The sequence below is a fragment of the Actinophytocola sp. genome (genome assembly GCF_036002505.1).
GTDB lineage: Bacteria > Actinomycetota > Actinomycetes > Mycobacteriales > Pseudonocardiaceae > DASYTH01.
In genome coordinates this window covers 19,993-46,391 of sequence record NZ_DASYTH010000058.1, presented here as the reverse complement: position 1 = coordinate 46,391, position 26,399 = coordinate 19,993, and the positions used below count along the sequence as shown (strand labels likewise).

The following is a 26,399-nucleotide window of genomic DNA, read 5'->3' as shown; positions in this document are numbered from 1 at the left end:
TGGCGGGTGGCGGTTTCGGCTGTGGCTGGGTTTAGGGAAGGCAAGGACGGGGGGACGGGGCGGGGGTGGTGGGGCTGCGGTGCCCGGGCGGCGGGGGCGAGGACCAAGGCTGCGGGGCCGGTTCGCGGCCCGGGTGGGCCGGAGCTGGTCTTTCCCATCGCGTTGGCGGGTTGGCTGGGGTGCAATCGGGTTCGGTTGATCTTTTCGGGTGTGGGCTGGGGGGTGGGCCATCGTCACCGGTTGAGCCCGAAACACCGGTCTTGCCGGCAAGACCACCGTTTGGGGACGGAAGTGCCCGAAATTCAAGCACTTCCGTCCCCCAAGCAGTGATCATGAACCCTGCCGCCACTCACTCGTGGCCCCACCAGCCCCACCCAGCCACGATCCCACCGGATTTCCGCACCGTTCGCTGGGACGTAACCACCGCATTCAATTCCGGGGGGACGGGCTGGCCGGAAGATCAACGCGTCGCCTGGCCGCCAGCCCGGCCGGTGCGACGATTGCCAGCAGCAGAGCCGGAAGCAGGAAGGCTCCGGCCGCCCATGCGTGGTAGACCGGGGTGAACGCGACCGGTGACAGGGCCGCGCCGGTGAACCGGAACGCCTGCACCACCGACACCGCCCCGGCCCGGTTGCCGCCCTCCCCGGACAGGATCAGCGCGTTCACGCCGACCAGCAGGAACTGCGCGGCGACCCCGGCCAGCGCCCACAGCACGGCCACCACCGCGAGCCACGGCAGCACCCCGACCAGGGCCACCGGCACCGCCCCGCACAGCGCTCCGATCACCGCCGAGCGCCGCCCGCCGATCCGGTCGATCAGCCGCCCCACCAGCCGGGCGCTGACCAGCCCGAGCACCCCGAATCCGGTCAGCAGCAGGCCACGCGCCCCGGCCCCGAGCCCGAAGACGTCCTGCATCCGGAACGCCACCAGGAACGACACCCCGCCCAGACACCCCCAGCCGACCAGCGCCACCACGCCCACCAGCAGCACCGCCGGCCGCCACGCCGTGCGCAGCCGCACCGGCTCGCCGCCGTCGCGCTCGGGCATCTCCGCCGGCAACCCGGCCACCGCCAGCGTCGCGGCCACCAGCGCCACCCCGAAGAACGCCGCCCGCCAGGTCCATTCCGCGGCCAGCCCGCCGAGCAGCGGCGCGCTGGTCTGCCCGGCCGCCTGCAACGACGCGAACAACCCCAGCGCCCGCCCCAGCCGATCCCGCGGGGTCGCCGCGGCCACCGCGGCCAGCAGCAGCGGCGTGGTGAACGCGTTCGCCGCGCCCTGCACCACCCGCCCGGTCAGGAACAGCGGCCACCACGACGAGACCGCGCACGCCAGCGAGCTCACCACGTACACCAGGTACGCGGTGACGATGCTGCGCCGCTGCCCCCAGCGCGCCCCCAACGTGCCGCTGACCAGCATCAACGCCGCGAACGGGATCAGGTACGCGGTCAGCGAGGCGGTCGCGGCCGCGGTGGACACGCCGAAGTCGTGCCCGAGTTCGGGCAGCATCGAGACGGTGACCCCACCGCCGAACGGCCCGAGAAAGCCGCCGGCATAGAGCCCCGCTACGGCCAGCCGGCGCCGAACCGAGCCCCGGGTCACACCCCGGACTGCCCGGAACCGCCGATCGTCGGCCCGCCCGGCCGCCGCCGGCGCAGGTAGCGCTCGAAGTCCGCGGCGATCGCCTCGCCGCTGGTCTCGTTCAGCGGGGTCTCCGCGTCGCCCCGCTCCTCCAGCGCCCGCACGTAGTTGCGCACGTCCTCGTCCTCGTCGGCCATCTCGCTGACCGTGCGCTGCCACTCCTCGGCCTGCTCCGGCAGCCCGCCGAGCGGCACCTCGACGTCGAGCACCTCCTCAACCCGGTGCAGCAGAGCCAAAGTGGCCTTCGGGGAGGGCGGCTGGGACACGTAATGCGGCACCGCGGCCCAGATCGAGATCGCCGGCACGCCGGCCTGCACGCAGGCGTCCTGCAGCACCCCGACGATGCCGGTCGGCCCCTCGTAGCGGGACCGCTCCAGCCCGAACTGCGCCGCCGACGTCGCGTCGTAGGCCGTCCCGGTGACCGGCACCGGCCGGGTGTGCGGGGTGTCGGCGAGCAGCGCGCCCAGCGTCACCACCGTGGTCACGCCCAGCCGGTCCACGTGGTACAGCAGCTCTCCACAGAACTTCCGCCAGCGCATGTTGGGCTCGATGCCGTGCATGAGAACCACGTGCCGGTTCGCGCCCGGCGGGCGGCAGACCGACAGCCGGGTGGTCGGCCACTCGACCCGGCGGGTCACCCCGTCCACCATGCGGACTGTGGGCCTGGTCACCTGGAAGTCGTAGTAGTCATCCGGATCGATGTCCACCAGCGGCGTCGCGTCCCAGGTCAGCTGCAGGTGCTCGATGGCCGTGCTCGCCGCGTCCCCGGCGTCGTTCCAGCCCTCGAATGCGGCTACCATGACAGGCTCAACGAGGGGTTCGTGGGCATCCGTGGGCTCGGGTTCGGCCGCGGGGTGCTGGTCCGGATCGGTCACCCGGTAAGCCTACGACCCGAACCGCCAAGCCGGAGATCGTAGGCTGTGACCATGCCAGAAAACCCCAGTTCGGCCCTGCTCACGGCGTTGCGCGACGGCGTGTTGGTGGCCGACGGCGCGATGGGTACCGCGCTGCAGGAGGCGTCCCTGACGCTGGACGACTTCGCCGGGCTGGAGGGGTGCAACGAGATCCTCAACGTGACCCGGCCGGACGTGGTCCGCTCGGTGCACCGGGGTTACTTCGAGGCCGGCGCGGACGCGGTGGAGACCAACACCTTCGGGGCGAACCTGCCGAACCTGGCGGAGTACGACATCCCCGAGCGCATCCGGGAGCTGTCCGAGGCGGGCGCCCGGCTGGCCCGCGAGGTCGCCGACGAGTTCGCCACGCCGGACCGGCCGCGGTTCGTGCTCGGTTCGGTCGGACCCGGCACGAAGCTGCCCACCCTGGGGCACGCCCCGTTCACGGCGCTGCGGGACGCCTACGTCGAGGAGGTCCGCGGGCTGCTCGCCGGCGGCGTGGACGCGGTGATCGTGGAGACCTCGCAGGACCTGCTGCAGGCCAAGTCGGCGATCACCGGCGCGAAGCGGGCGATGGCCGCCGAGGGCCGCCCGGTTCCGATCATCATGCAGGTCGCCGTGGAGACCACCGGCACCATGCTGCTCGGCACCGAGATCGGCGCGGCGCTGGCCGCCCTGGAGCCGCTCGGCATCGACCTGATCGGGTTGAACTGCTCCACCGGGCCGGCGGAGATGAGCGAGCACCTGCGCACGCTGTCCAAGCACGCGCGCATTCCGCTGTCCGTCATGCCCAACGCCGGCCTGCCGATCCTCGGGCCGTCCGGTGCGGTGTACCCGCTGGGCCCGGACGAGCTGGCCGAGGCGCTGGCGACGTTCGTGCGGGAGTTCGGGGTCCGGCTGGTCGGCGGCTGCTGCGGCTCGAACGCCGAGCACGTGCGGGCGATCGTGGACGCGATGCGCGACCTGGCGCCACTGGACCGCCGGCCGCGCCCCGAGCCCGGGGTCTCCTCGCTGTACCAGGCGGTTCCGTTCGAGCAGGACGCGTCCGTGCTGATGATCGGGGAGCGCACCAACGCCAACGGCTCCAAGGCGTTCCGCGAGGCCATGCTCGAGGGCCGGTTCGAGGACTGCGTGGAGATCGCCCGCGCGCAGACCCGCGACGGCGCGCACATGCTCGACCTCTGCGTCGACTACGTCGGCCGCGACGGGGCCGCGGACATGGCGGAGCTGGCCGGCCGGTTCGCCACCGCCTCCACGCTGCCGATCATGCTCGACTCCACCGAGCCGGAGGTGCTCCGGGCCGGCCTGGAGCGGCTCGGTGGCCGGTGCGCGGTCAACTCGGTGAACTACGAGGACGGCGCCGGGCCGGGCTCGCGGTTCCAGCGCACCATGGAGATCGTCCGCGAGCACGGGGCCGCGGTGGTGGCGCTGTGCATCGACGAGGAGGGGCAGGCACGCACCGCGGACTGGAAGGTGCGGGTCGCCGCCCGGCTGATCGAGGACCTGACCACGAACTGGGGCATGCAGGTCAGCGACATCATCGTGGACTGCCTGACGTTCCCGATCTCCACCGGCCAGGAGGAGGTCCGCAAGGACGCCATCGAGACCATCGGGGCGATCCGGGAGCTCAAGCGGCGCTATCCGGAGGTCCAGACCACGCTGGGCCTCTCGAACATCTCCTTCGGACTGAACGCGGCCGCCCGGCAGGTGCTCAACTCGGTGTTCCTGCACGAGTGCGTGCAGGCCGGACTGGACACCGCGATCGTGCACGCGTCCAAGATCCTGCCCATGGCGCGGATCCCCGACGAGCACCGCGCGGTCGCGCTGGACCTGGTGTACGACCGGCGGCGGGAGGGCTACGACCCGCTGCAGAGGCTGATGGAGCTGTTCGAGGGCGCCACGGTGTCCTCGTCGAAGGCGTCCCGGGCCGAGGAGCTGGCCGCGCTGCCGCTGTTCGAGCGGCTGCCGCGGCGCATCGTCGACGGCGAGCGCAACGGCCTGGAGGCCGACCTCGACGCCGCCCTCGAGCAGCGGCCGGCGCTGGAGATCATCAACGACACGCTGCTGGCCGGCATGAGGACCGTGGGTGAGCTGTTCGGGTCCGGGCAGATGCAGCTGCCGTTCGTGCTGCAGTCCGCCGAGGTGATGAAGGCCGCGGTGGCCTACCTCGAGCCGCACATGGAGAAGTCCGACGACGGCGGCAAGGGCCGCATCGTGCTCGCCACGGTCAAGGGCGACGTGCACGACATCGGCAAGAACCTGGTGGACATCATCCTGTCCAACAACGGCTACGAGGTCGTCAACATCGGCATCAAGCAGCCGATCTCGACGATCCTGGAGGCCGCGGAGGACCACCGCGCCGACGTGATCGGCCTGTCCGGGCTGCTGGTCAAGTCCACGGTGATCATGAAGGAGAACCTCGAGGAGATGAACTCCCGCGGGGTGGCCGCCCGCTGGCCGGTTCTCCTCGGCGGCGCCGCGTTGACCCGCGCCTACGTGGAGAACGACCTCACCGAGGTCTACCTCGGTGAGGTCCGCTACGCCCGGGACGCGTTCGAGGGCCTGCGGCTGATGGACGCGATCATGGCCGCCAAGCGGGGCGAGTCGCCGCTGATCGACGAGGAGCTGAAGGCCAAGGCGGAGGAGCGCCGGGCCCGCCGGCAGCGCTCGCTGCGGATCGCCGAGGCGCGCAAGGCCGCCGTTTCCGAAGCGGAGAAGGCGCCGCCCGCGCGGTCCGACGTCGCGGTGGACCTGCCGATCCCCGCGCCGCCGTTCTGGGGTGACCAGGTGGCCAAGGGCATCGCGGTGGCCGACTACGCGGCGCTGCTGGACGAGCGGGCGACGTTCATGGGCCAGTGGGGGCTGCGCGGCGCGCGCAGCGGCAGCGGCCCGTCCTACGAGGAGCTGGTGGAGACCGAGGGCCGGCCGCGGCTGCGCTACTGGCTGGACCGGCTGACCACCGACGGCGTCCTGCACCACGCGGCCGTCGTCTACGGCTACTTCCCGTGTGTGGCCGAGGGCGACGACCTGGTGGTTCTGTCGTCGCCGGAGGTCGACGCCCCCGAGCGGCTCCGGTTCACCTTCCCCCGCCAGCGCCGCGAACGCCGGCTGTGCCTGGCCGACTTCTTCCGCCCGCGGGAAATCTGCGCTCGGACCGGTGACGTTGATGTGGTCGCCTTCACCCTGGTCACCATGGGCCAGCCGATCGCCGACTTCGCCCAGGAGCTGTTCAACGCCAACGCCTACCGCGACTACCTCGAGGTACACGGCCTCGGCGTCCAGCTCACCGAGGCCCTCGCCGAGTACTGGCACCTGCGCATCCGCGAGGAGCTCAGGTTCCCCTCGGGCGCGTCCGTCGCCGCCGAGGACCCGGCCGACGTCGAGGAGTTCTTCAAGCTCGGCTACCGCGGCGCCCGGTTCTCCCTCGGCTACGGCGCCTGTCCGAACCTCGAGGACCGCACCAAGATCGTCGACCTGCTCAAACCCGACCGCATCGGCGTCAAACTGTCCGAGGAGTTCCAACTCCACCCCGAGCAGTCCACCGACGCGATCGTCCTGCACCACCCCGAAGCCAAATACTTCAACACATGAGGTTGCCCGCCGCCGTTCTCTGGGACATGGACGGCACCCTCCTCGACTCCGAGAAACTCTGGGACATCCCCCTCTTCGAGGCCGCCGAGCGGCTGGGCGGCCAGCTGTCCGCGCCCGCCCGCGCGGCCATGGTCGGCAGCAACGTCCCCACCACCCTCGACATCCTGTTCAACGATCTCGGCCTCACCCCCGACGACACCGAACGCGCCGAGACCGCCGCCTTCATCGACAAACGCATGACCGAACTGATGGCCGGCCCCCTCCTCTGGCAACCCGGCGCGCCCGAAGCCCTCGCGATGGTCCGCGCCACCGCCCTCCCCACCGCGTTGGTCACCTCCACCGAACGCTTCCTCACCGAGCTGGCCCTCGACACCCTGGGCCGCCACCATTTCGACGTGATCGTCTGCGGCGACGAGGTGGATGGCCGCAACAAACCCCTCCCCGACCCCTATCTCACAGCCGCCCGCCTGCTCGGCGTCAACCCCACCCACACCCTCGCCATCGAAGACTCCCCAACCGGCGCCCAATCCGCCGAATCCGCCGGCTGCACCGTCATCGCGATCCCCAGCGAGGTCCCCGTCCCTCCAGGCCCCCGCCGCATCTTCCGCGAGTCCCTTACCGGACTCTCCATCCCCGACCTGACCCTTGTGCCCTGAATGGGAGGATCACGCTCGTGAAGACGTTCGACGAGTTGTTCGCCGAGTTGGGTGAGCGGGCGCGGGCGAGGCCGGGTGGGTCGGGGACGGTGGCGGCCCTCGACGCGGGCGTGCATGAGCAGGGGAAGAAGGTGTTGGAGGAGGCCGGCGAGGTGTGGATCGCCGCGGAGCATGAGTCGGGTGAGCGGTTGGCGGAGGAGGTTTCCCAGCTGTTGTACCGGGTGCAGGTGTTGATGTTGGGGCGGGGGATCACCCTGGACGATGTGTACCGGTACCTGTGAGGGAGTGTCTACTGTGTCCATGATGTTGCGGGTGGCGGTGCCGAACAAGGGTTCGCTGGCGGTGGCGGCGTCGGAAATGTTGACGGAGGCGGGATACCGGCAGCGGCACGAGGCGCGGGACCTGACCGTGTTGGACCCGACGAACAATGTTGAGTTCTTTTTCTTGCGGCCCAAGGATATTGCGATCTATGTGGGGTCGGGGGACCTCGACCTCGGGGTCACCGGGCGGGATCTGGCGCTGGACTCGGGGGCGCCGGTGGACGAGCGGCTGGCGTTGGGGTTCGGGTCGTCGACGTTCCGGTACGCGGCGCCGGCGGGGGGTCCGGAGTGGACGATCGCGGACCTGAACGGGAAGCGGCTGGCTACCGCGTACCCGCGGCTGGTGCGGGACAACCTGGCCGTGAACGGGGTGTCCGCCGAAGTCATCAGGCTCGACGGCGCGGTCGAGATCTCGATCCAGCTCGGGGTGGCGGACGCGATCGCGGACGTGGTCGGCTCGGGACGCACGCTGCGCCAGCACAACCTTATTCCGTTCGGTGAGCCGATCTGCCACTCCGAGGCGGTTCTGTTGCAGCGCAAGGGTTCCGCGGACGCGGCGGCCAAGGACCAGCTGGCCGCGCGGTTGCAGGGCGTGGTCTTCGCGCAGCAGTACCTGATGCTGGACTACGACTGCCCGAAGTCGCTGCTGGACGAGGCGATCACGATCACCCCGGGCATCGAGTCGCCGACCGTGGCGCCGATGGCGTCCCCGGACTGGGTGGCCGTCCGTGCGCTGGTGCCGCGGCACGAGGCCAACCTGATCATGGACCGGCTCGCCGCGCTCGGCGCCAAGGCGGTGCTGGCTTCGGACATCCGCTCCTGCCGGCTCTAGTGTTGGGTCGTGGACCCGGCTGGTGCGGACGGCCTGCGGATCGGCACGGCGGAACGCGCGTGGCCGCCATGACGATCCTCGGCGAGCATCTCGCCAAGGGCCGGCTCGAGCGCCCCGCGGCGGGTCCGCCCGAGGAGTTGCGCGCCGCGCTCACGGCCGAAGGCGTGCTCGAGCTGGCCCAGGCCGTCCGTGGCTCGATCACCTACCGCAACTACCGTGCGCCCGGCGAGAGCTCCAACTGGGCCAGGGAATGGATGACCGGGACGGTCGCGCTGACCGGCCGCCGCCTCGTGGTGTGGGCGGGCGGTGCCAAGCGGGTCGACGTCCCGTACGACCATCCGCTGCGGGCTCGGTCGGGATGACGGTGGACAAGCCCAACCGGTTGTGCATCGCCGGGGCCAACTGGTCGGGCGGCATCGAGCTGCGGTTCACCACCCCTCTCGCAGGCACGATCGCCGAGCTGTGGGGATCCAGGCGGTAGGTCACCGCGAGCGAACCAGGAGGGCCTGGGCGCCGGCCGCGACCGGGCCGGTGCGGTCGTACAAAGTGGACAGTGCGGTGCCGGCGCCGTGCGGGCCGATCACGGTGTTGGCTTCGAGCCCGATCCACTCGTCCTCGGGTTCGCGGTAGAGGTGCACGGTCAGGTCGGTGTTGATGAACCACCACCGGCGCGGGTCGAGCCGGGCGGAGATGCCGTTGCCGGTGTCGGCCACGGTGAGCAGGCGCTGCAGCGCGCTGGGCGCCTCGCCGGCCACCAGGTCGACCTGCTGACGGGCCCAGACGGTGGCGGCGCCGGGCACGTCGAAGTCGCCCCGCAGCGGCCGCCACTCCATCGCGTCCAGGTAGCCGGAGCCCCACCCCTCGGGACGGCCCGACGGTTGCGCCGTCTCCGGCGGCGGCAGCGGATCGCCGAACCCGGCCGAGACCGCGGCGCTGTCCGAACGCAGCATCCGCCAGGCCCGCGCACGAGCCACCGTTCGTTCGCCGGCACGCAGCTCAGCGGACAGGAGCTCGACCGAGCGCCCCGGCCGCTCGATCTCAGCGTGAACTTCCAGCTCGGCGACCGGCACCGGCCCGAGGATCTCCACCGTCACCCGGGCGATGGCGAAGGATCCGTTGGCCGGCACGCCTTCCAGCGCACGGGTCAGCAAACCGCTCGGCGGGCCGAGATGCTGACTCTCCGCGTTCCAGGGTCCCGCGGTGTGCCCCGTTGACCGGAACCGGCCGTCGTCGAGCGGCTCGTAGAACGCGCCACCCATGGTCAGTACCTCCTGGTGCTTCCGCCCGGCCGCAGAAGGTGCCGGCTTCCTCCGTGCGCTGCTCGGTGCTCGGTCCTCGCACCTGCGCTGCTCCTCCGTCCAGCCGGCGCCGCGGCCGCGCGTCCGCTCCTAGTCCGCCCGGTCCACAGCGGACTCCTCGCCGGCGTCGGGCTCCGGCCAGCCCGGATACTCCGGCGGGGTACCGCCGAAGGCCGGGCAGCGCTCCTTGTGCGAGCACCAGTCGCACAGCCTTCCCGGGTTCGGGCGGAAATCCCCGGTCTTGCCGGCCTTGAGGATGGCCTGCCAGATCGCGTCCAGGGTGCGCTCGAACCGGGCCAGCTCCGCCTCGTCCGGCGTGTAGGTCAGCGACTGGCGGTCGGCCAGGTACATCAGCCGCAGCTGCCGGGGCACGACGCCGCGCAGCCGCCACAGCACCACCGCGTAGAACTTCATCTGGAACAGCGCCTTGGCCTCGTTGAACTCCCGGGGCGCGGTGCCGCTCTTGTAGTCGACGACGCGCAGCTCGCCGGTGGGCGCGGCGTCGAGCCGGTCGATGTAGCCGCGCAGCAGCACGCCGGAGCCCAGCTCGGTCTCCACCAGCAGCTCGCGCGCCTCCGGCTGGACCAGGCGCGGATCCTCCAGCCGGAAGTAGCCGTCCAGCAGCTCGCCCGTGGACGCCAGCCAGGAGGCCACGGCCTGACCGTCGTCCTCGGCGCCGAACAGCTCGGCCAGCTCCGGCCGTTCCTCGCGGACCCGCCGCCACGCCGGTGCCACCAGGTCGTGCGCCCGGTCCGGCAGCCGCTCCTCGGCGGGCAGCCCGAACAGCTCCTCCAGCACGGCGTGCACCACGATCCCGCGCACCTGGACCGGCGTCGGCGTCTCGGGCAGCCGGTCGATCGCGCGGAACCGGTAGAGCAGCGGGCAGTGCTTGAAGTCGCTGGCCCGGGACGGCGACAGCGCAGGCCGTCTGGGCCGGGGAACCTCGGCGTCCGCCGGGGCGACGAGCGGCGCTGCGGTCTCCGTCATGCGTCGACCCTAAGCCAGGGCACCGACATCCCGGCCCATCCGGGTCAGGCGTGTCCGCACCGCATGCGGTGTTGACAACGGTGCACCTAGGCTGCACGCGTGAGCACCACGAGCTGGGGGGACTCCGCCGGCCGGGACGGCGGCGTGCTGCTGTTCCGGTTCAGCGGTGTGCCCGTGCTGCTCTCGCCGTCGTGGTGGCTCGGCTCGGTCGCCGTGGTGATCTTCTACACCCCGCTGGTGAGCCGGTTCCTGCCGGACGCCGCGCCGGTGGTGTCGGTCAGCCTGGCGATGGCCTTCGCGGTGCTGCTCGGGGCCTCGGTGCTGGCCCACGAGCTCGGGCACTGTGTCGCGGCGCTGCGCCTGGGGCTGCCGGTGCGGCGGGTTCGGCTGTTCCTGCTCGGTGGGCTCTCGGAGATCGCCCGGACGCCCCGCCGGCCGGCGCACGAGGGCGTGGTCGCGGCGGCCGGCCCGGCGGTGTCGGTGCTGCTCGCCGGGTTGTGCGGGCTGGTCCTGCTGGTCGTCCCGGCGGACGGGCCGATCTGGCTGCTGGTGCTGGAGTGCGCGTTCGCCAACACCGCGGTCGCGGTGTTCAACCTGCTGCCCGGGCTGCCGCTGGACGGCGGCCGGATGCTGCGTGCCGGGGTGTGGGCGCTGTCCGGCCGGCGCGGCGCCGGCACCCGGGCCGCCGTGGTGGGCGGCTGGCTGGTCGCCGGGCTGCTGGTGGTCTGGGCGCTGTGGGGGCTGGCCACCGAGACCCCGGACCGCTGGCTGCGCCTCGGGGTGTGCGTGCTGACCGCGTGGTTCGTGATCGACGGGGCCGGCGGCGAGCTCGCCCACGAGCAGCGCCGCACCTGGCCGCAGGGTTTGCGGCTCGCCGACCTGGTCAGTCCGATTCTGCAACTGCCTGCGGAGAGCCCGGTGTCCAGCGCGCTCACCGCCGCTGCCGGCCGTGGGGTGGTGCTGGTGCGGGCGGACGGGGTGGCCGCCGGGCTGCTCGACCGCAACGCCGCCGAGCAGCTTGCGATGCGCTCCCCGATGGCGCCCGCCGAGTTCGCCGCCGAGCCGATCCGGCCGGAGTCGGTGCTGCTGGACTCCGAGCCGGGAGAGGACATCCTGGAGCGGGTGCAGGAAACCGCGGCCTGGCAGTTCCTCGTCGTCGACCAGGAGGGCCGCCCGGCCGGCGTGCTGCGCCGCGAGGATCTGCGCGCGGCGCTGCAGTCCTACCCGTCGTGAGGGGGATCTACGCGCGTGGGGTTGGTGCGGTGAATGCGTCCTTCATCGCGCTGGGCGTGAGGAAAGACGCATTCACCGCACCCAGCCAACTGCCGTTCAGGACGACGGCGGCGTCAGCGGCGGCAGGCGACGGGAGGTGCTCGGAGTCGGCGGCCGGCTCGTGCTCGGGGAGTCCTTGTACAGTCCGCAGACCCGCCAGTTGTCGCCGTCGCGCTGCAGGTCGAGCGGTAGGTCCCGGGGCGAGCTGGTGCTGCCGGGCTCCTTGCGGGTCAGCTTGAACGTGCCATGGTCGCCGTTGACCTTGACGTCCTTGACGCCGATGGTGACGCGCTGGGCCTCGGGCCGGGGGCTCGGCTTGCGATGGCTGGTCTCCCGGGCGCGGAGGGTCCGGTCGGTCTCCCGGCGGACGTTGTCGTAGTCCTTGGCGCACATGAGCGGCTTGAAGTCCCGGACGTCGAACCCCTCAAGATCGGAGTTGACCGCCTCCGCGTACAGCTCGGCGTACCGGTTGGCCACCCTCTCCGGGTCGCCGCCGGCGGCCGGCGTGCCCGTGCTGGCGCCGGGTTCGGGCGGGTTGTCGCTGCCCTTGGCGAGAAAGTAGATGCCGACGCCCCCGCCGCCCAGCACCAGGACGACCACGATGATCAGGCTCACGATCAGGCCGGTGCGTGGCTTCTTCGGGGGCGGTGGCGCTCCCCAGCCTGGCGGTCCCCAGTTCGGCTGGCCGTACGGTCCCGGTTGCTGGCCGTACGGCGGCTGCTGATACGACATGATCTCCCCGGCATGATCGTCCAGTGTCGGTGGAAAGACTACTGGGCGTCAGAAAGGACAGGCGTGACGGCACGCAGGGCGAGCGGCCCGTTCCAGGTTGGTGACCGGGTGCAGCTCACCGATCCCAAGGGCCGCCGGTACACGCTGGTGCTCGCCGAGGGCGGCCAGTACCACACGCACCGCGGTGGCATCCGGCACGACGACGTGATCGGCCGGGACGAGGGCTCGGTGATCAACTCGGCGGCCGGGACGGCGTACCTGGTGTTGCGGCCGCTGCTGGCGGACTACGTGCTGTCCATGCCCCGCGGGGCGCAGGTGATCTACCCGAAGGACGCCGCGCAGATCCTCATGTGGGGCGACGTGTTCCCGGGCGCACGGGTGCTCGAGGCCGGCGCCGGCTCCGGCGCGCTGACCTGCTCGCTGCTGCGGGCGGTGGGTCCGGAGGGCGCGGTGATCTCCTACGAGGTGCGCGCCGACCACGCCGAGCACGCCGAGCGCAACGTCACCGAGTTCTTCGGCACCCGACCGTCCAACTGGGACCTGCACGTGACGGACCTCGCCGGGCACACCGGCGAGGTCGACCGGGCGGTGCTGGACATGGTCTCGCCGTGGGACGTCCTGCCCACCGTGGCGGTGAACCTGATCCCCGGTGGCGTCCTGGTGTCCTATGTGGCCACCGTGACCCAGCTGTCCAAAGTCACCGAGGCGCTCCGCGAGCAGCAGTGCTGGACCGAGCCGCAGGCCTGGGAAACCCTGATGCGCCCCTGGCACGTGGTCGGCCTCGCCGTCCGCCCGGAGCACCGCATGATCGCCCACACCGCGTTCCTGGTCACCACCCGCCGCCTGGCCGAAGGCGTCACCCCACCCCGCCCCCAACGCCGCGCTGGCCCGCCTCCCCGGATCTAGCAGTCCCGCCTCTCCGGATTTAGCAGTCCCGCCTCTCCGGATTTAACTGCTGTTGTTGCGTTCCAGCGAACGGTGCGGTTGTCGGGGGGATTGTGGCTGAGTGACGTCACGGTCCCCTGAGGCGCGGTTGGCACGCGGGGCCTCAAAACCCCTAGTCAACGCACCAGGTGCCGTCCTTTTTGCGCAGTGGCAAGGGGATGGTGCTGGAGGTGTCGCCGATGGTGAGCTTGAGCTCGACGGTGGCGGTGTCGCCGGTGAGCTCCGGGGGCGACACCAGCTCGATGCTGGTGCCCTGCGGGATGTTCTCGATGGGGTCGTTGTTGGTCTGGTCGCAGCTGACCTTCATCATGGCCGCCGCGTCGTGCGAGTTGAACGCCTTGACGGCCTGCTCGGCGACGGACTTCGCCTGACCGGTGTCGGCCGGTGTGCCACCCGAACCGCCGGGCTGCGCTCCGGTCGAGGGTTGGGTAGCCGGGCCGCTGGCCGGGCCTGAGGTCGAGCCGGTGCTGGCCGGACCGGGCGAGCTGGACGCGGCCGGGTCGTCGCCGCCCTTGGTCAGGAAGTAGATGCCGGTGCCGGCGCCGGCGAGGACCAGGACGGCGACCACGGCCACGATCACGATGATCCGCGGGGTGAGCTTGCGTCCGGCCGGCTCGGAGCCGGGCTCCACGGTCTCTGTCATGTCACGCACCAGTTGCTGCCCTTGCGGTCCATGAACAGCGGATAGTCGTCCACCTTCTCGGTGCCGATGGTCACCCGCACCCCGACGCTCACGCTCTCCTCGCCGAAGCGCACCGGCTTCCCGGTCACCTCGATCTTGCTGCCCGCGTCGAACAGGATCCCGGCGTTGTTGTCGCAGGTGAGCGCCTTCGCCCCGGCCTCATCCTTGTCGTTGACCGCCTTGGCGTACTTCTGTGCCAGATCGACGATCGCCCCCTCGTCCAGGGTGCCGCCGCCCCCGGTGGTGGGCCGGGCAGCGGTGGTGGTCCCGCGGGTGGTCGACGTGGTCCGCGGCTGGCTGCCGGCCGACGTCGGCCTCGGCCTGGTGGTCGTGGTCGCCGAGCTGCCGCCACCACCGCCGGAGGACGAGGAGTTGTTCGGGTTGTCGTCGCTCTTGGTCAGGAAGTAGATCCCGGTACCGGCGCCACCGAGTGCCAGCAGCGCGCCCACGACCACGGCGACGATCACCCAGAGGTTGCCCTTCTTGGGCGGGGGAGGAGGCGGCCCGCCGGGGTAGCCGGGCGGGAACTGCTGGGTCGGCTGGCCGTACTGCCCGTACTGGCCGGCGGGCTGGCCGTACTCGGGCTGGCCGTACTGCGGGGGTTGCTGCCCGAACTGGCCCGGCTGCTGGCCGTACGGCTCCTGCCCGTACGGACCGGGCTGTTGCGGTGGGTAGGTCATGCCCCCGACTCCTTCGTTCAGTTGTGGCAGGGACGCACGCGCATACGAGACGCCGGGTCAGGCCTCGCCCTCACCGCAGAACTTCCAGCTGCCGCTCTCCTTGACGATCTTGATCTTGATCTTCGCGGGCTTGGTCTGCCCGTCCTTGGTCAGCTCGAGATCGATCAACGCGGTCGCGGTGTTACCGGACACCTCGGGATCCCCGTCCGCCTTGGCCGTGATGTCGAACGGCGCGAGCTGCTGCTCCAGTTGCGAGGTGTCGGTGCCGAACTTGTCCTTGTAGGCCTTGCAGGCGTTGGCCACCACGGAGCTGAACTGCTTGCTCTCGTAGGCGTCGACGTAGTCCTGCTGCACCTTCTCCGGGCCGTCCTTGCTGGCCGGGGCCTCGGACGGCTTCCCGTTGCTGGTGGTGGTCTGGCTCGTGCCCCCGCCGCCCGAGGACGGGCTGGGGTCGTCTTTCTTCTTGTTGAGGAAGAAGTAGATGGCGGTGCCGGCACCGCCGAGCACGAGCACCGCGATCACCACCACGGCGACGATGACGTTCCGGTTGCTCTTCTTCGGCGGCGGGCCCGGGTCTCCGGGGTAGCCCCCGCCGAACCCCTGGTAAGGGGGCTGCTGCTGGTACGGGTCGGTGGGTGGCGGCGGGCCGTAGGGCCCGGGCTGGGGCTGCTGCTGACCGCCGTAGGGACCGGGCTGCTGACCATAGGGGCCGGGTTGCTGGCCGTAGGGCCCGGGCTGCGGGGGCGGTCCTCCGTACGGGCCGCTGCCCGGTGGCTGCGGTGGATACGTCATCGGCCCCGACTCCTCGTTCATGTCGTGCTCAGCGCGGTCACCAGACATGCTATGGCGAGCGCCGACGCCCGCTGCCGCCGGGACAGGGCCGGCGGCAGCGGTCAGACCAGGAGGGCACTCACCCGCCGCCGGAGGTCATCCCCCGGTGACCGGGTCGAGCGCGCTGACGCACCACTTGCCGTCCTTCTTGCTCATCTTCAGGTTGGCCGTGATCGCCCGGCCCGTGATGGTCATCTTGATCGTGGCCTGCGCCGTGTCGCCGCTCTCCTTGGCGTCGCCGGTGAGCTCGGCGTGCAGGTCCTTGGGGATCGTGTTGATGTCGAAATCACCCGCGTCGCCGGACTTGTCGCAGTCGAGCTCGCGGCCGGCGTTGACGTCGCGGTCGTTGATGGCCTTCACCGTCGCCTCGGCCACCCCTTGAGGGCTGCTGGAGTCCGACCCGCCGGTCAGCACGAGGATGAGCACGACGACGGCGGCGATCACGAGCACGCCGCCGCCGCCGAGAATCCACGGCAACTTGCTCTTCGTGGGCGCGCCGCCCTGCGGACCGTACCCGTATGGCGGTTGCTGTCCGTACTGGCCGGGCTGGCCGTACGGGTTGTAGCCGCCCGGGGCCTGCTGCGGTTGCGGCCCGGTCTGGGGGTATCCGCCCTGCTGTGGATAGCCACCGCCGGGCGGGTAGCCGCCCTGCTGGGGATAGCCGCCAGGCTGCTGACCTGGGCCGGGCTGGTAGCCGTAGCCGGGCTGCTGACCCCCGTAGGGCCCGGGCTGCTGCGGCGGTTGCGACATCGGATCTCCTCTGTGGCGGCGGTCGCGCCGCCGGTGTCGCGCGTTTCCTCGCGTCTTGACGCCTTGGCTAAATTCCTGACGCACCGTAGCGGGTAGCCGGTTCCCTCAGATACCGGGATGGAGCAATCGGACCCGGCCCGAGCAGGTTTCGGTTGTGTGACCCGGCGGTTCCGACATGCGGATGGTCTTTTCTTGTCGGAGTCCCCCGGTACCGTGGGAGGTAGTAGTTCGGGAGGAGGTGCCGACAATGCAGCACGATCGTCCCGGCGGTCGGCCGGAGGAGGCTGACGAGCACGGCTCTGGAGTGGAGCGGGCGGGTGGCCGTATGCCGTCCGAATCCGCCCAGATCCGGTTCCTCGAAGAGGAAGTCGCTCTGCTACGCCGGAAGCTGACCGAGTCGCCCAGGCATGCGCGGCTCCTTGAGCAACGGTTGGCGGAGGCTTCTGAGCGGGTGAGCCAGCTGACGGAGCGCAACGCCAAGTTGGTCGACACGCTGCGTGAGGCCCGCAGCCAGCTGCTGGCCCTGCGCGAGGAGGTCGACCGGCTCGCCCAGCCGCCCAGCGGCTACGGCGTGTTCCTCGACCGGCATGAGGACGGCACGGTGGACGTGTTCACCGCCGGCCGGAAGATGCGGGTCGCGGTCTCGCCCGCGGTCGAACTGGAGGACCTGCGCCGGGGTCAGTCCGTGCGGCTGAACGAGGCGCTGACGGTGGTCGAGTCGGGCGGGTTCGAGCGCACCGGCGAGGTCTCGACGCTGCGCGAGCTGCTGGCCGAGTCGGATGGCTCGCGCGCGCTGCGGGCGCTGGTCGTCGGGCACGCCGACGAGGAGCGCGTGGTGTGGCTGGCCGACCCGCTGGCCGACTCGCCGCTCAAGCCGGGTGACTCGCTGCTGGTCGACACCAAGTCCGGGTACGCCTACGAGCGGGTGCCCAAGGCCGAGGTGGAGGACCTCGTGCTGGAGGAGGTGCCGGACGTCGACTACGCCGACATCGGCGGCCTGTTCCGGCAGATCGAGCAGATCCGCGACGCGGTGGAGCTGCCGTTCCTGCACGCCGAGCTGTTCAAGGAGTACGAGTTGCGGGCGCCCAAGGGCGTGCTGCTCTACGGCCCGCCCGGCTGCGGCAAGACGCTGATCGCCAAGGCCGTGGCCAACTCGCTGGCCAAGCAGGTCGCGGCGACCAGGGGCGAGGGCGGCTCGGCCTCAGAGGCGAAGTCGTACTTCCTCAACATCAAGGGCCCGGAGCTGCTGAACAAGTTCGTCGGCGAGACCGAGCGGCACATCCGGCTGATCTTCCAGCGGGCCCGGGAGAAGGCCTCCGAGGGCACCCCGGTGATCGTGTTCTTCGACGAGATGGACTCGATCTTCCGCACCCGCGGCAGCGGCGTCTCCTCGGACGTCGAGACCACGATCGTGCCCCAGCTGCTCAGCGAGATCGACGGCGTCGAGGGCCTGGAGAACGTGATCGTGATCGGTGCCTCCAACCGGGAGGACATGATCGATCCGGCGATCCTGCGGCCCGGCCGGCTGGACGTCAAGATCAAGATCGAGCGCCCGGACGCGGAGGCGGCGAAGGACATCTTCTCCAAGTACCTCACCCGGACGCTGCCGATCCACGCCGACGACCTGGCCGAGTTCGGCGGCGACCCGAACGCCTGCATCGAGGCGATGATCCAGCACACCGTGGAGCGGATGTACGCCGAGACCGACGAGAACCGCTTCCTGGAGGTCACCTACGCCAACGGCGACAAGGAGGTCCTGTACTTCCGCGACTTCAACTCCGGCGCCATGATCCAGAACATCGTGGACCGGGCGAAGAAGGCGGCGATCAAGTCGGTGCTCGAGACGAACCAGCGGGGCTTGCGGGTGCAGCACCTGATCGACGCGATCGTCGACGAGTTCGCTGAGAACGAGGACCTGCCTAACACCACCAACCCGGACGACTGGGCGCGGATCTCCGGCAAGAAGGGCGAGCGGATCGTGTACATCCGCACCCTGGTCACCGGCAAGAACCAGGAATCCGGCCGGGCCATCGACACGGCCACCAACACCGGGCAGTACCTGTGATCGAGGAATGGGCGAGGTGTGCTCGCGGAGAGCGCTCGCCGTGGGTCCTCGATCAGTGCCTTCTGGGGGCCAAGCCCCCAGACCCCCTGCCGGGGGCGAGCCCCCGGACCCCCAGTTCGGGTCAACCGCTCCACACCGGGCAGTACCTGTAGACAGCGCGACGAGGACGCCTTCGGGTCACTCACCGTCCCGGAGGCGTCCTTCTCTGCATCGGGCGGCTCGAGTGTGGCTCGAGCCCGGACCGTAGGCTGAACATATGCGCAGGATCATGGGGACCGAGGTCGAGTACGGCATCGCCGTGCCCGGAGATGCGACCGCGAACCCGGTGCTGACCTCGACCCAGGTCGTGCTGGCTTATGCCGCCGCCGCCGATATTCCGCGCGCGCGGCGGGCGCGGTGGGACTACGAGGTGGAGTCGCCGCTGCGCGACGCCCGGGGGTTCGACCTCGGCGCGCCGGGGATGCCGCCGTCCGACCCCGAGGTCGAGGATCTCGGCGCGGCCAACGTGATCCTCACCAACGGCGCCCGACTCTACGTGGACCACGCGCACCCCGAGTACTCCGCGCCGGAGGTCACCAACGCGCGCGACGCGGTGATCTGGGACAAGGCGGGGGAGCGGGTGATGGAGGAGGCCGCGATGCGCGCGGCCACCGTGCCCGGGCAGCCCCGGCTCCAGCTGTACAAGAACAACGTGGACGGCAAGGGCGCCAGCTACGGCACGCACGAGAACTACCTGATGGCCCGCAGCACGCCGTTCACCGCGGTGATCGGCGGGCTCACGCCGTTCTTCGCCTCCAGACAGGTGGTCTGCGGGTCGGGCCGGGTCGGCATCGGGGTGAGCGGTGAGGAGGCCGGGTTCCAGCTCTCCCAGCGCGCGGACTACATCGAGGTCGAGGTCGGCCTGGAGACCACGCTCAAGCGCGGGATCATCAACACCCGGGACGAGCCGCACGCCGACGCCGACAAGTACCGGCGGCTGCACGTGATCATCGGGGACGCGAACCTGGCGGAGCTGTCGACCTACCTGAAGGTGGGGACGACCGGGCTGGTGCTCGACCTGATCGAGTCGGGCGTCCGGTTCGACCAGCTCAAGCTCGCCGACCCGGTGCGGGCGGTGCACACGATCAGCCACGACCCGACGCTGAAGGCCACCGTGGAGCTGGCCAACGGGCGCAAGTTCACCGGGCTGGACCTGCAGTTCGCCTACCACGAGCTGGCGGCCAGGCACCTGGAGCGGTCGGACATCGACCGGGTCTCCGAGGACGTGCTGCAGAGCTGGGGGGACATCCTGGACGCGCTGGCCAGGGATCCGCAGGAGTGCGCGGACCGGCTGGACTGGCCGGCCAAGCTCCGCCTGCTGGAGGGGTTCCGGGCGCGCGACGGGCTGTCCTGGTCCTCGCCCCGGCTGCACCTGGTCGACCTGCAGTACTCCGACGTCCGGTTGGACAAGGGGCTGTACAACCGGCTGGTGGCACGGGGTTCGATGAAGCGGCTGGTGACCGAGGAGGAGGTCACCGCCGCGATGATCCACCCGCCGCTGGACACCCGGGCGTACTTCCGCGGGCGGTGCCTGGAGCGGTACCCGAACTCCATCGCGGCGGCGTCCTGGGACTCGGTGATCTTCGACCTGGGCCGGGAGTCGCTGGTGCGGATCCCGACGCTGGAGCCACTGCGGGGCACGAAGGCGCACGTGGGTGATCTCCTCGACAACTCGGCGACCGCTGAGGAACTGGTGGATGCCCTGACCGGGGGCCCACGACGCTGACCGAAGACCCGAGACGGATGTCGGCCCAGGTCGGTAATGTTCAGGTAGGCCAGCCACTAAGGGAGGGGCGAGATGTCCCAGGAACATGTGCAGCGGCAAGGCGGCGGTGACGGCGACGAGGATGTCGAGGGCGCCGCGCCAGCCGGTCAGGAGCGCAGGGAGAAGCTCGGCGAGGACGTGGACACGATCCTGGACGAGATCGACGACGTCCTGGAGGAAAACGCCGAGGACTTTGTCCGCGCCTACGTGCAAAAGGGCGGCGAGTGACCGAGGGGATGGGTGAGGTGTGCTCGCGGAGAGCGCTCGCCTAGGCCTCGGTCACGTGTCTTCTGGGGGCCAAGCCCCCAGGCCCCCGGCCGGAGGGGCTCCGCCCCCCGGACCCCCCAAGATTTGCCCGCCGCTAGGAACGAAAGAAGGCATGGACCTCAACCCGTACCGCCCGATGTCCGGCGGACTGCTTCCCGCTGCGTACCTGACCATGGGGACGTCGTCGTTCACCGACTTCCTCAAGGCTCAGGCGCCGGATCTGTTGCCCAGCGGGCGATCCGCGCCGGTGGTGCCGGTGGAGCGGACGGACATCCCGCACGGCACCACGATCGTCGCGGTGGCCTACGCCGGCGGCGTGCTGATCGCCGGTGACCGGCGGGCCACCGCGGGCAACCTCATCGCCCAGCGGGACATCGAGAAGGTGTTCATCACCGACAGCTACTCGGCGGTGGGCATCGCCGGCACCGCCGGGCTGGCGGTCGAGATGGTCCGGCTGTTCGCGGTCAACCTCCAGCACTACGAGAAGATCGAGGGCGTGTCGCTGTCCCTGGACGGCAAGACCAACCAGCTCGCCGCCATGGTCCGCGGCCACCTCGACGCCGCGATGGCGGGCCTCGCCGTGCTGCCGCTGTTCGTCGGCTACGACCTGCACGCCGAGGACCCGGCCCGGGCCGGGCGGATCGTCACCTACGACGTGACCGGCGGGCGGTTCGAGGAGCGGTCCGGCTTCCACGCGATCGGCTCCGGGTCGCTGTTCGCCCGGTCGGCGCTGAAGAAGCTCTACGACCCCGAGGGCGGCCGGGACACCGCCATCCGGCACGCGGTCGAGGCGCTCTACGACGCGGCCGACGACGACACCGCCACCGGCGGGCCGGACGTCGTGCGCAAGATCTACCCTTCGCTGGTCACCGTGACGGGCGTGGACGGCGCGGTCCGCGTGCCCGACACCGAGGCGGCCGAGGTCGCCGAGGCGGTGGTGGCCGCCCGTACCGCCCAACCGCGCGGCTGACGCGCCCCAAAATGAGGAACCGAGGAGCCACGCCGTGACCCTGCCGATCTACGCCTCCCCCGAGCAGCTGATGCGCGAGCGCTCGGAGCTGGCCCGCAAGGGCATAGCCCGGGGGCGGAGCGTGGTCGCGCTCAAGTACAGCGGCGGCGTGCTGTTCGTGGCCGAGAACCCGTCGGCCACCCTGCACAAGGTCTCCGAGATCTACGACCGGATCGGGTTCGCCGCGGCCGGGCGCTACAGCGAGTACGAGGCCCTGCGGCGGGCCGGCATCCGGCATGTCGACCTGTGGGGCTACACCAACGACCGGCGCGACGTGTCCGCCCGCCAGCTGGCCAACGTCTACGCCCAGACCCTGGCTGCGATCTTCACCGAGCAACTCAAGCCCTACGAGGTGGAGCTCTGCGTCGGCGAGGTCGGCGCCACGTCCGCCGACGACCAGCTCTACCGGCTCACCTACGACGGCTCGATCGTGGACGAGCCCGAGCACCTGGTGATGGGCGGGCAGACCGACCCGATCTCCACGGTGCTCAAGAACGACTTCCGGCAGGACATGCCGCTCTCCGACGCGGTCCAGCTCGCCGTCCGGGCATTGTCCGCGTCCGCGGCCAACACCGCCGCCAACGCCGGCAACGGCGACGGCAGCCAGAGCGTCGGCAAGCTCGAGGTGGCCGTCCTCGAGCGCACCCGCCCGACCCGCGCGTTCCGCCGCCTGGAGGGCGCCGCGCTCACCGCCCTGCTGCCGGCCGGTTCGCCCCCGGCTGAGGAGGAGGCGAGCGCGGAGGGCGCCTCGCCGGACGTCCCGCCGGAGCCCGAGCAGCCGGCGGACTAGGGGCGGTCTGAGGGGTCGGAGGGAAGCAACGTCACGTGGATGCCCCAGAGGGCAAGCAACGTCACGTTGCGTTCCTTGTGTCCGCAAGATCAACTCAGCGTGCTATTGATCTGCAAGCCCTGGTTCCGGAAGGCGGATCAGTCAGCCGGGGCGGCAGACCGGTAACCGGGCCTCGTCCACGGCGAACTCGAATTTGGTTGCCGCTTACCGAACCTCGTCGGCGGGTCGGGCAGCGTGCGCCAGTTCGGCAGCGCGTCGGCGGCCGGGCGGCGCGGGAGCAGCGGCTTGGCCACCGCGTGGTGAGGCAGCTCGCCCCGCCGATGGCCAGCACCCCGTGCGTCGCGGCGCGGCGGGTGACGCCCCAGGGTGAGGCGAGCGCCGCCGCGATGGCGGACCACAACAGGCTGTGGTTGGCCGAGGTGGTGAGCACCTTGAGGCCGGTGTCGGCGGGGGAACGCGGGATTCGCGCGATGTGCCGTTCGATTGCCACGTCGGCCTCGTTGACCCGATGGGCCACCATGCGCAACCATGCCAACACGGGTGCCGACGCTACCTGCACGAAAGTGGTCCTGCCGGATGCTCGACCACCCGGGTGAAGTGGCCGTTATGTTGCGAACAACGGGCGATCCCAGCGACCCGTCAGGGGATTTCCCGCTTAGGGTAGAGGGATGCAGCGGCGGATCTTCGGCATCGAGACCGAGTTCGGCGTGACCTGTACGTTCCACGGGCAGCGCAGGTTGTCCCCGGACGAGGTCGCGCGGTACCTGTTTCGGCGTGTGGTGTCCTGGGGGCGTTCCTCGAACGTCTTCCTGCGCAACGGCTCACGCCTGTACCTCGACGTCGGCTCGCACCCGGAGTACGCCACCGCGGAGTGTGACGACCTGGTGCAGCTGGTCACCCACGACAAGGCCGGCGAGCGGATCCTGGAGGACCTGCTGGTCGACGCCGAGCGGCGGCTGGCCGACGAGGGCATCGGCGGCGACATCTTCCTGTTCAAGAACAACACCGACTCGGCCGGCAACTCCTACGGCTGCCACGAGAACTACCTGGTGACCCGGGCCGGTGAGTTCTCCCGGATCGCCGACGTGCTGCTGCCGTTCCTGGTCACCCGGCAGGTCATCTGCGGCGCCGGCAAGGTGCTGCAGACGCCGCGCGGCGCGGTCTACTGCCTGTCGCAGCGGGCCGAGCACATCTGGGAGGGCGTGTCCTCGGCGACCACCCGGTCCCGGCCGATCATCAACACCCGGGACGAGCCGCACGCCGACGCCGAGCGCTACCGCCGGCTGCACGTGATCGTCGGCGACTCGAACATGGCCGAGCCCACCACGCTGCTCAAGGTCGGCAGCGCCAACCTGGTGCTGGAGATGATCGAGGAGGGCGTGCAGTTCCGGGACTTCAGCCTGGACAACCCGATCCGGGCGATCCGGGAGATCAGCCACGACCTCACCGGCCGCCGCCTCGTCCGCCTCGCCGGCGGTCGCGAGGCCTCCGCCCTGGACATCCAGCGCGAGTACTTCTCCCGCGCCGTCGAGCACGTCGCCAAGCGCTCGCCGGACCCGATCGCCGACCGGGTGATCGAGCTCTGGGGCCGGACCCTGGACGCGGTCGAGGCGCAGGACCTCGGCAAGATCGACCGCGAGATCGACTGGGCGATCAAGCACCGGCTCGTCGAGCGCTACCGCGCCAAGCACGGCATGGAGCTGTCCAGCCCGCGGGTCGCCCAGCTCGACCTCGCCTACCACGACATCCGGCGCGGCCGCGGCATCTTCGACCTGTTGCAGCGCAAGGATCTCGTCGCCCGGGTCACCGACGACGGCGAGATCGAGGCCGCCAAGGACACCCCGCCGCAGACCACCCGCGCCAAGCTCCGCGGCGACTTCATCGCCGCCGCCCAGCAGGCCGGCCGCGACTTCACCGTCGACTGGGTCCACCTCAAGCTCAACGACCAGGCGCAGCGCACCGTTCTCTGCAAGGACCCGTTCCGGGCCGTGGACGAACGCGTCGAACGCCTGATCGCCTCGCTGTGATGCCATGAAGGACTCCTTCGGGGCGCCCCGCGTCCCGAAGGAGTCCTTCATGGCACTTCAACGGCTCACACTGGAACCCGCTCAGGTCCAGGTGCCTCCGTGAGCCCGACCCGGTCGTGCACGCGGCGCAGCGGTTCCGGGGCCCACCAGGCGCGGCGGCCGAGGAGGCGCATGCCCACGGGCACCAGGATGCCGCGGATGAGGGTGGCGTCGATCAGGATGGCGAGGCCAGTGCCGAGGCCGAAGAGCTGGATGAAGCTGACGCCGCTGGTGCCGAAGGCGAACATGCTGACCGCGATCAGCGCCGCCGCAGTGGAGACGATGCGGCCGGTGCGGGAGAGGCCGGAGGAGACCGACTCCGTCAGATCCGCGCCGGTGTCGTGGGTTTCCTTGATCCGGCTGAGGACGAAGACCTCGTAGTCGATGGACAGGCCGAAGGCGATGCAGAACAGCAGCACCAGCATGTTGATGTTGAGCGGGAGCGGGGTGAAGCCGAGGACTCCGGACAGCCACCCGTCCTGGAAGATCAGGGTCGTCACGCCGAGCGTGGCGCCCAGGCCGATCATGTTGAACACGATGGCGCGCAAGGGTTGCAGGACGCTGCCGCTGAACAGGAAGAGCAGCAGGAAGGTGCTGATCGCGATCAGCGCGGCGGCGAGCGGGAGCCGGCTGCCGATGGCCTCCTTGCTGTCCACCAGGGACGCCGCGGCGCCACCTACCTTGACCGGGGCACCGTCCGGGCCGGCGATCCCGCGCACGGTCCGGACCAGGTCCTGAGCCTCACCGGACACCGCTTCGGCCGAGGTGATCACGGTCAGCCGCTGACCGGCGGTGCTGGCGAGCGCGGCGTCGGCGGGGTTGGCGCCGGCCGGCCGCCCGTCGGCGAACCGGCCGGCGCTGGAGGCCACCTGCGCGACGCCGGGCAGCGCGGACAGCGAGCGCGCGTAGCCGGTGAGGGCGGCGGAGTCGACGGGTTCGGTGGTCACGATCTGGATGGCTCGGCTCTCGTCGCCGTGGAACTGGCCGCGCAGTGTGTCGCCCACCGTCCGGGTCGCCGAGGACGGGGTGAGCACCCGGTCGTCCGGCACGCCGAACTGGGCGCGCAGCAACGGAAGCGCGGCGAGGACCAGCAGCACCAGCACCGGAGCGGCGGCCAGCACCGGGCGGCGCATCGCGGTGGACGCCAGCCGGCCCCAGAACGCGGAGACCGAGCTGGGGGTGCGGTTGCGGGCCCACGGCAGCCGGCCGGCGTTCACCCGGGGGCCGAGCACCGTCAGCAGCGCGGGCAGCACGAACAGGGCGGACAGCGCCGCGATGACGATCACGCCGATGCCGGCGATGGCGAACGACTGCAGGAAGTACAGCGGGAACAGCAGGAGCACGGCGAGCGCGGCGGCGACCGTGGTGGCGCCGAAGACGATGGTGCGCCCCGCCGTCTGCACGGTGCGGACCACGGCCTCGGCGGTGGGCACGCCCGCGGCCAGCTCCTCGCGGAACCGGCTGACCATCAGCAGCGCGTAGTCGATCGCCAGGCCCAGCCCGAGCGCGGTGGTCAGGTTGATCGCATACACCGAGACGTCGGTGACGGAGCCGAACAGCGCCAGCTCGGCGAACGTGCCGAGGATGGCGATCAGGCCGAGGGCGAGCGGGAGCAGCGCGGCGACCACGCTGCCGAACGCGAACACCAGCAGGATCAGGATCAGCGGCACCGCGATCGACTCGGCCAGCGCCAGGTCCTGGCCGATCTGCGCGCTGGCGTCCCGGCCGAACGCGGCCGCACCGCCGAGCGTGACGGACACCGGCCCGGCGTCTCCGGCGTAGCGCGACCGGAGCTCCTCGACGCTCTCCGACGAGTCGTCCTCGACGTGCGCGACCGCGATGGCGTAGCGGCCGTCGGCGGAGCGCATGGTCGGCGCGTTCGTCGTGAAGTACGACGCTACCTCGGAGAGCCGGTTGTCCCGGGACAACCGCCCGGTGAGGTCCGTGCCGGCCTGCTTCGCTGCGGGTTCGTCGACGTTGCCGCCCGCCGCCTCGACGAGGAACACCAGGTTGGTCCGGCCGCCGAAGTGATCTTCGATCAGGGCCTGAGCCTGGGCGGAGTCGGAGTTGGGATCGGCGAAGCCCTGGGTTTTCAGCTTGCCGAACGCGGTGAACCCGTAGGCGCCGGCGCCGATCAAGACGAGCACGGTGATCACCAGGACCGCCCGCGCGTGATGGGTGACGAAGTGTCCGATGCGACCGAACATGTGGGACTCCCCCTCCGGTGCGTATGTCACTACTGAATGTGCACAGCAGTAAACTTGGCGGATGTTAACTTGTCATGCATGTTG

24 protein-coding genes are annotated in these 26,399 nt (G+C 70.9%); 14 read left to right on the top strand and 10 right to left on the bottom strand.

Translation table 11 applies throughout. From position 1 onward, the window contains the following. Nucleotides 1-429 precede the first annotated feature (429 nt). Together VGR06_RS04510 and VGR06_RS04505 are read right to left on the bottom strand one after the other, a co-directional pair. Nucleotides 430-1,599: an MFS transporter gene (locus VGR06_RS04510; RefSeq protein ID WP_327557665.1), complete on the bottom strand. Its 1,170-nt coding sequence runs from the start codon at nt 1,597-1,599 to the stop codon at nt 430-432. Further along, entirely contained in the window at nt 1,596-2,513 is a 918-nt protein-coding gene (locus VGR06_RS04505) for a PAC2 family protein (RefSeq protein ID WP_414637148.1), read from the bottom strand. The genes VGR06_RS04510 and VGR06_RS04505 overlap by 4 nt, the downstream gene beginning before the upstream one ends. Before the next feature lie 51 nt (nt 2,514-2,564). Here VGR06_RS04505 and metH point away from each other — a divergent pair, with 51 nt between their 5' ends. Genes metH through VGR06_RS04475 form a run of 6 tightly spaced genes read left to right on the top strand, consistent with a single transcriptional unit; the run spans nt 2,565 to nt 8,411 of the window. Then, the gene (gene metH, locus VGR06_RS04500; protein WP_327557663.1) at nt 2,565-6,122 is read left to right on the top strand and encodes a methionine synthase; all 3,558 of its coding nucleotides are present in this window, start codon (nt 2,565-2,567) and stop codon (nt 6,120-6,122) included. Next, a complete protein-coding gene (locus VGR06_RS04495) occupies nt 6,119-6,778 on the top strand; it encodes an HAD family phosphatase (protein ID WP_327557662.1) in 660 nt (219 codons plus the stop codon). Before metH ends, VGR06_RS04495 begins: the two co-directional genes overlap by 4 nt. A 17-nt stretch (nt 6,779-6,795) precedes the next feature. Then, complete coding sequence (locus VGR06_RS04490) at nt 6,796-7,059, top strand: phosphoribosyl-ATP diphosphatase (protein WP_327557661.1); 264 nt, start codon at nt 6,796-6,798, stop codon at nt 7,057-7,059. Between the two features lie 22 nt (nt 7,060-7,081). Further along, the gene (gene hisG, locus VGR06_RS04485) at nt 7,082-7,930 is read left to right on the top strand and encodes an ATP phosphoribosyltransferase (RefSeq protein WP_327557667.1); all 849 of its coding nucleotides are present in this window, start codon (nt 7,082-7,084) and stop codon (nt 7,928-7,930) included. Between the two features lie 59 nt (nt 7,931-7,989). Beyond that, entirely contained in the window at nt 7,990-8,292 is a 303-nt protein-coding gene (locus VGR06_RS04480; RefSeq protein ID WP_327557660.1) for a hypothetical protein, read from the top strand. Further along, entirely contained in the window at nt 8,289-8,411 is a 123-nt protein-coding gene (locus VGR06_RS04475) for a hypothetical protein (RefSeq protein ID WP_327557659.1), read from the top strand. Before VGR06_RS04480 ends, VGR06_RS04475 begins: the two co-directional genes overlap by 4 nt. A 1-nt stretch (nt 8,412) precedes the next feature. On the opposite strand, the gene VGR06_RS04470 is transcribed toward VGR06_RS04475, so the two are convergent. After that, on the bottom strand, nt 8,413-9,189 hold the full coding sequence (locus VGR06_RS04470) for a thioesterase family protein (RefSeq protein WP_327557658.1): 777 nt from the start codon (nt 9,187-9,189) through the stop codon (nt 8,413-8,415). 129 nt (nt 9,190-9,318) lie between these two features. Next, on the bottom strand, nt 9,319-10,215 hold the full coding sequence (locus VGR06_RS04465) for a RecB family exonuclease (protein WP_327557657.1): 897 nt from the start codon (nt 10,213-10,215) through the stop codon (nt 9,319-9,321). A gap of 99 nt (nt 10,216-10,314) precedes the next feature. Between VGR06_RS04465 and VGR06_RS04460 the strand changes: the two genes are divergently transcribed. Beyond that, a complete protein-coding gene (locus tag VGR06_RS04460; protein ID WP_327557656.1) occupies nt 10,315-11,448 on the top strand; it encodes a site-2 protease family protein in 1,134 nt (377 codons plus the stop codon). A 96-nt stretch (nt 11,449-11,544) separates the two neighbouring features. Here VGR06_RS04460 and VGR06_RS04455 read toward each other — a convergent pair whose 3' ends face one another. Next, nucleotides 11,545-12,219 carry a hypothetical protein gene (locus VGR06_RS04455; RefSeq protein WP_327557655.1) on the bottom strand — a complete coding sequence of 225 codons (675 nt, stop codon included), beginning with the start codon at nt 12,217-12,219 and terminating at the stop codon, nt 11,545-11,547. A gap of 63 nt (nt 12,220-12,282) precedes the next feature. Here VGR06_RS04455 and VGR06_RS04450 point away from each other — a divergent pair, with 63 nt between their 5' ends. Continuing rightward, entirely contained in the window at nt 12,283-13,125 is an 843-nt protein-coding gene (locus VGR06_RS04450) for a tRNA (adenine-N1)-methyltransferase (RefSeq protein ID WP_327557654.1), read from the top strand. Nucleotides 13,126-13,276: 151 nt separating this feature from the next. On the opposite strand, the gene VGR06_RS04445 is transcribed toward VGR06_RS04450, so the two are convergent. The 4 genes from VGR06_RS04445 to VGR06_RS04430 all read right to left on the bottom strand — a co-directional run bounded on the left by VGR06_RS04445 (nt 13,277) and on the right by VGR06_RS04430 (nt 16,107). Continuing rightward, nucleotides 13,277-13,807, bottom strand: coding sequence for a hypothetical protein (locus tag VGR06_RS04445; RefSeq protein WP_327557653.1), 531 nt, complete (start codon nt 13,805-13,807; stop codon nt 13,277-13,279). Next, the gene (locus tag VGR06_RS04440) at nt 13,804-14,526 is read right to left on the bottom strand and encodes a hypothetical protein (protein ID WP_327557652.1); all 723 of its coding nucleotides are present in this window, start codon (nt 14,524-14,526) and stop codon (nt 13,804-13,806) included. The genes VGR06_RS04445 and VGR06_RS04440 overlap by 4 nt, the downstream gene beginning before the upstream one ends. 57 nt (nt 14,527-14,583) lie before the next feature. Next, the gene (locus tag VGR06_RS04435) at nt 14,584-15,318 is read right to left on the bottom strand and encodes a hypothetical protein (RefSeq protein WP_327557651.1); all 735 of its coding nucleotides are present in this window, start codon (nt 15,316-15,318) and stop codon (nt 14,584-14,586) included. Between the two features lie 135 nt (nt 15,319-15,453). Further along, nucleotides 15,454-16,107, bottom strand: a complete 654-nt coding sequence (locus VGR06_RS04430) for a hypothetical protein (RefSeq protein ID WP_327557650.1) — start codon at nt 16,105-16,107, stop codon at nt 15,454-15,456. A 247-nt stretch (nt 16,108-16,354) separates the two neighbouring features. On the opposite strand from VGR06_RS04430, the gene arc reads away from it, so the two are divergent. The 6 genes from arc (at nt 16,355) to pafA (ending at nt 24,069) form a co-directional block, all read left to right on the top strand. Continuing rightward, nucleotides 16,355-18,172, top strand: a complete 1,818-nt coding sequence (gene arc / locus VGR06_RS04425; protein ID WP_327557649.1) for a proteasome ATPase — start codon at nt 16,355-16,357, stop codon at nt 18,170-18,172. A 256-nt stretch (nt 18,173-18,428) separates the two neighbouring features. Continuing rightward, nucleotides 18,429-19,937: a depupylase/deamidase Dop gene (dop, locus tag VGR06_RS04420; protein ID WP_327557648.1), complete on the top strand. Its 1,509-nt coding sequence runs from the start codon at nt 18,429-18,431 to the stop codon at nt 19,935-19,937. A gap of 72 nt (nt 19,938-20,009) precedes the next feature. Beyond that, nucleotides 20,010-20,204 (top strand): ubiquitin-like protein Pup, encoded by a 195-nt coding sequence (locus tag VGR06_RS04415; protein WP_327557647.1) that lies wholly within the window; start codon nt 20,010-20,012, stop codon nt 20,202-20,204. Between the two features lie 151 nt (nt 20,205-20,355). Continuing rightward, nucleotides 20,356-21,213, top strand: coding sequence for a proteasome subunit beta (gene prcB / locus VGR06_RS04410; protein WP_327557646.1), 858 nt, complete (start codon nt 20,356-20,358; stop codon nt 21,211-21,213). A gap of 34 nt (nt 21,214-21,247) precedes the next feature. After that, nucleotides 21,248-22,042 (top strand): proteasome subunit alpha, encoded by a 795-nt coding sequence (gene prcA, locus VGR06_RS04405; protein ID WP_327557645.1) that lies wholly within the window; start codon nt 21,248-21,250, stop codon nt 22,040-22,042. A gap of 668 nt (nt 22,043-22,710) precedes the next feature. Next, on the top strand, nt 22,711-24,069 hold the full coding sequence (gene pafA, locus VGR06_RS04400; RefSeq protein ID WP_327557644.1) for a Pup--protein ligase: 1,359 nt from the start codon (nt 22,711-22,713) through the stop codon (nt 24,067-24,069). Between the two features lie 65 nt (nt 24,070-24,134). On the opposite strand, the gene VGR06_RS04395 is transcribed toward pafA, so the two are convergent. Then, complete coding sequence (locus VGR06_RS04395) at nt 24,135-26,315, bottom strand: MMPL family transporter (RefSeq protein ID WP_327557643.1); 2,181 nt, start codon at nt 26,313-26,315, stop codon at nt 24,135-24,137. Nucleotides 26,316-26,399 lie beyond the last annotated feature (84 nt).

Bases quoted from the DNA above. Each gene is read 5' to 3' on its own strand.
- metH (WP_327557663.1), top strand. From the start codon at position 2,565: ATGCCAGAAAACCCCAGTTCGGCCCTGCTCACGGCGTTGCGCGACGGC.
- VGR06_RS04415 (WP_327557647.1), top strand. From the start codon at position 20,010: ATGTCCCAGGAACATGTGCAGCGGCAAGGCGGCGGTGACGGCGACGAG.
- hisG (WP_327557667.1), top strand. From the start codon at position 7,082: ATGTTGCGGGTGGCGGTGCCGAACAAGGGTTCGCTGGCGGTGGCGGCG.
- VGR06_RS04445 (WP_327557653.1), bottom strand. From the start codon at position 13,807: ATGACAGAGACCGTGGAGCCCGGCTCCGAGCCGGCCGGACGCAAGCTC.
- VGR06_RS04470 (WP_327557658.1), bottom strand. From the start codon at position 9,189: ATGGGTGGCGCGTTCTACGAGCCGCTCGACGACGGCCGGTTCCGGTCA.
- prcB (WP_327557646.1), top strand. From the start codon at position 20,356: ATGGACCTCAACCCGTACCGCCCGATGTCCGGCGGACTGCTTCCCGCT.
- VGR06_RS04430 (WP_327557650.1), bottom strand. From the start codon at position 16,107: ATGTCGCAACCGCCGCAGCAGCCCGGGCCCTACGGGGGTCAGCAGCCC.
- arc (WP_327557649.1), top strand. From the start codon at position 16,355: ATGCAGCACGATCGTCCCGGCGGTCGGCCGGAGGAGGCTGACGAGCAC.
- VGR06_RS04455 (WP_327557655.1), bottom strand. From the start codon at position 12,219: ATGTCGTATCAGCAGCCGCCGTACGGCCAGCAACCGGGACCGTACGGC.
- VGR06_RS04440 (WP_327557652.1), bottom strand. From the start codon at position 14,526: ATGACCTACCCACCGCAACAGCCCGGTCCGTACGGGCAGGAGCCGTAC.
- pafA (WP_327557644.1), top strand. From the start codon at position 22,711: ATGCAGCGGCGGATCTTCGGCATCGAGACCGAGTTCGGCGTGACCTGT.
- VGR06_RS04435 (WP_327557651.1), bottom strand. From the start codon at position 15,318: ATGACGTATCCACCGCAGCCACCGGGCAGCGGCCCGTACGGAGGACCG.
- dop (WP_327557648.1), top strand. From the start codon at position 18,429: ATGCGCAGGATCATGGGGACCGAGGTCGAGTACGGCATCGCCGTGCCC.
- VGR06_RS04465 (WP_327557657.1), bottom strand. From the start codon at position 10,215: ATGACGGAGACCGCAGCGCCGCTCGTCGCCCCGGCGGACGCCGAGGTT.
- VGR06_RS04495 (WP_327557662.1), top strand. From the start codon at position 6,119: ATGAGGTTGCCCGCCGCCGTTCTCTGGGACATGGACGGCACCCTCCTC.
- VGR06_RS04395 (WP_327557643.1), bottom strand. From the start codon at position 26,315: ATGTTCGGTCGCATCGGACACTTCGTCACCCATCACGCGCGGGCGGTC.
- VGR06_RS04475 (WP_327557659.1), top strand. From the start codon at position 8,289: ATGACGGTGGACAAGCCCAACCGGTTGTGCATCGCCGGGGCCAACTGG.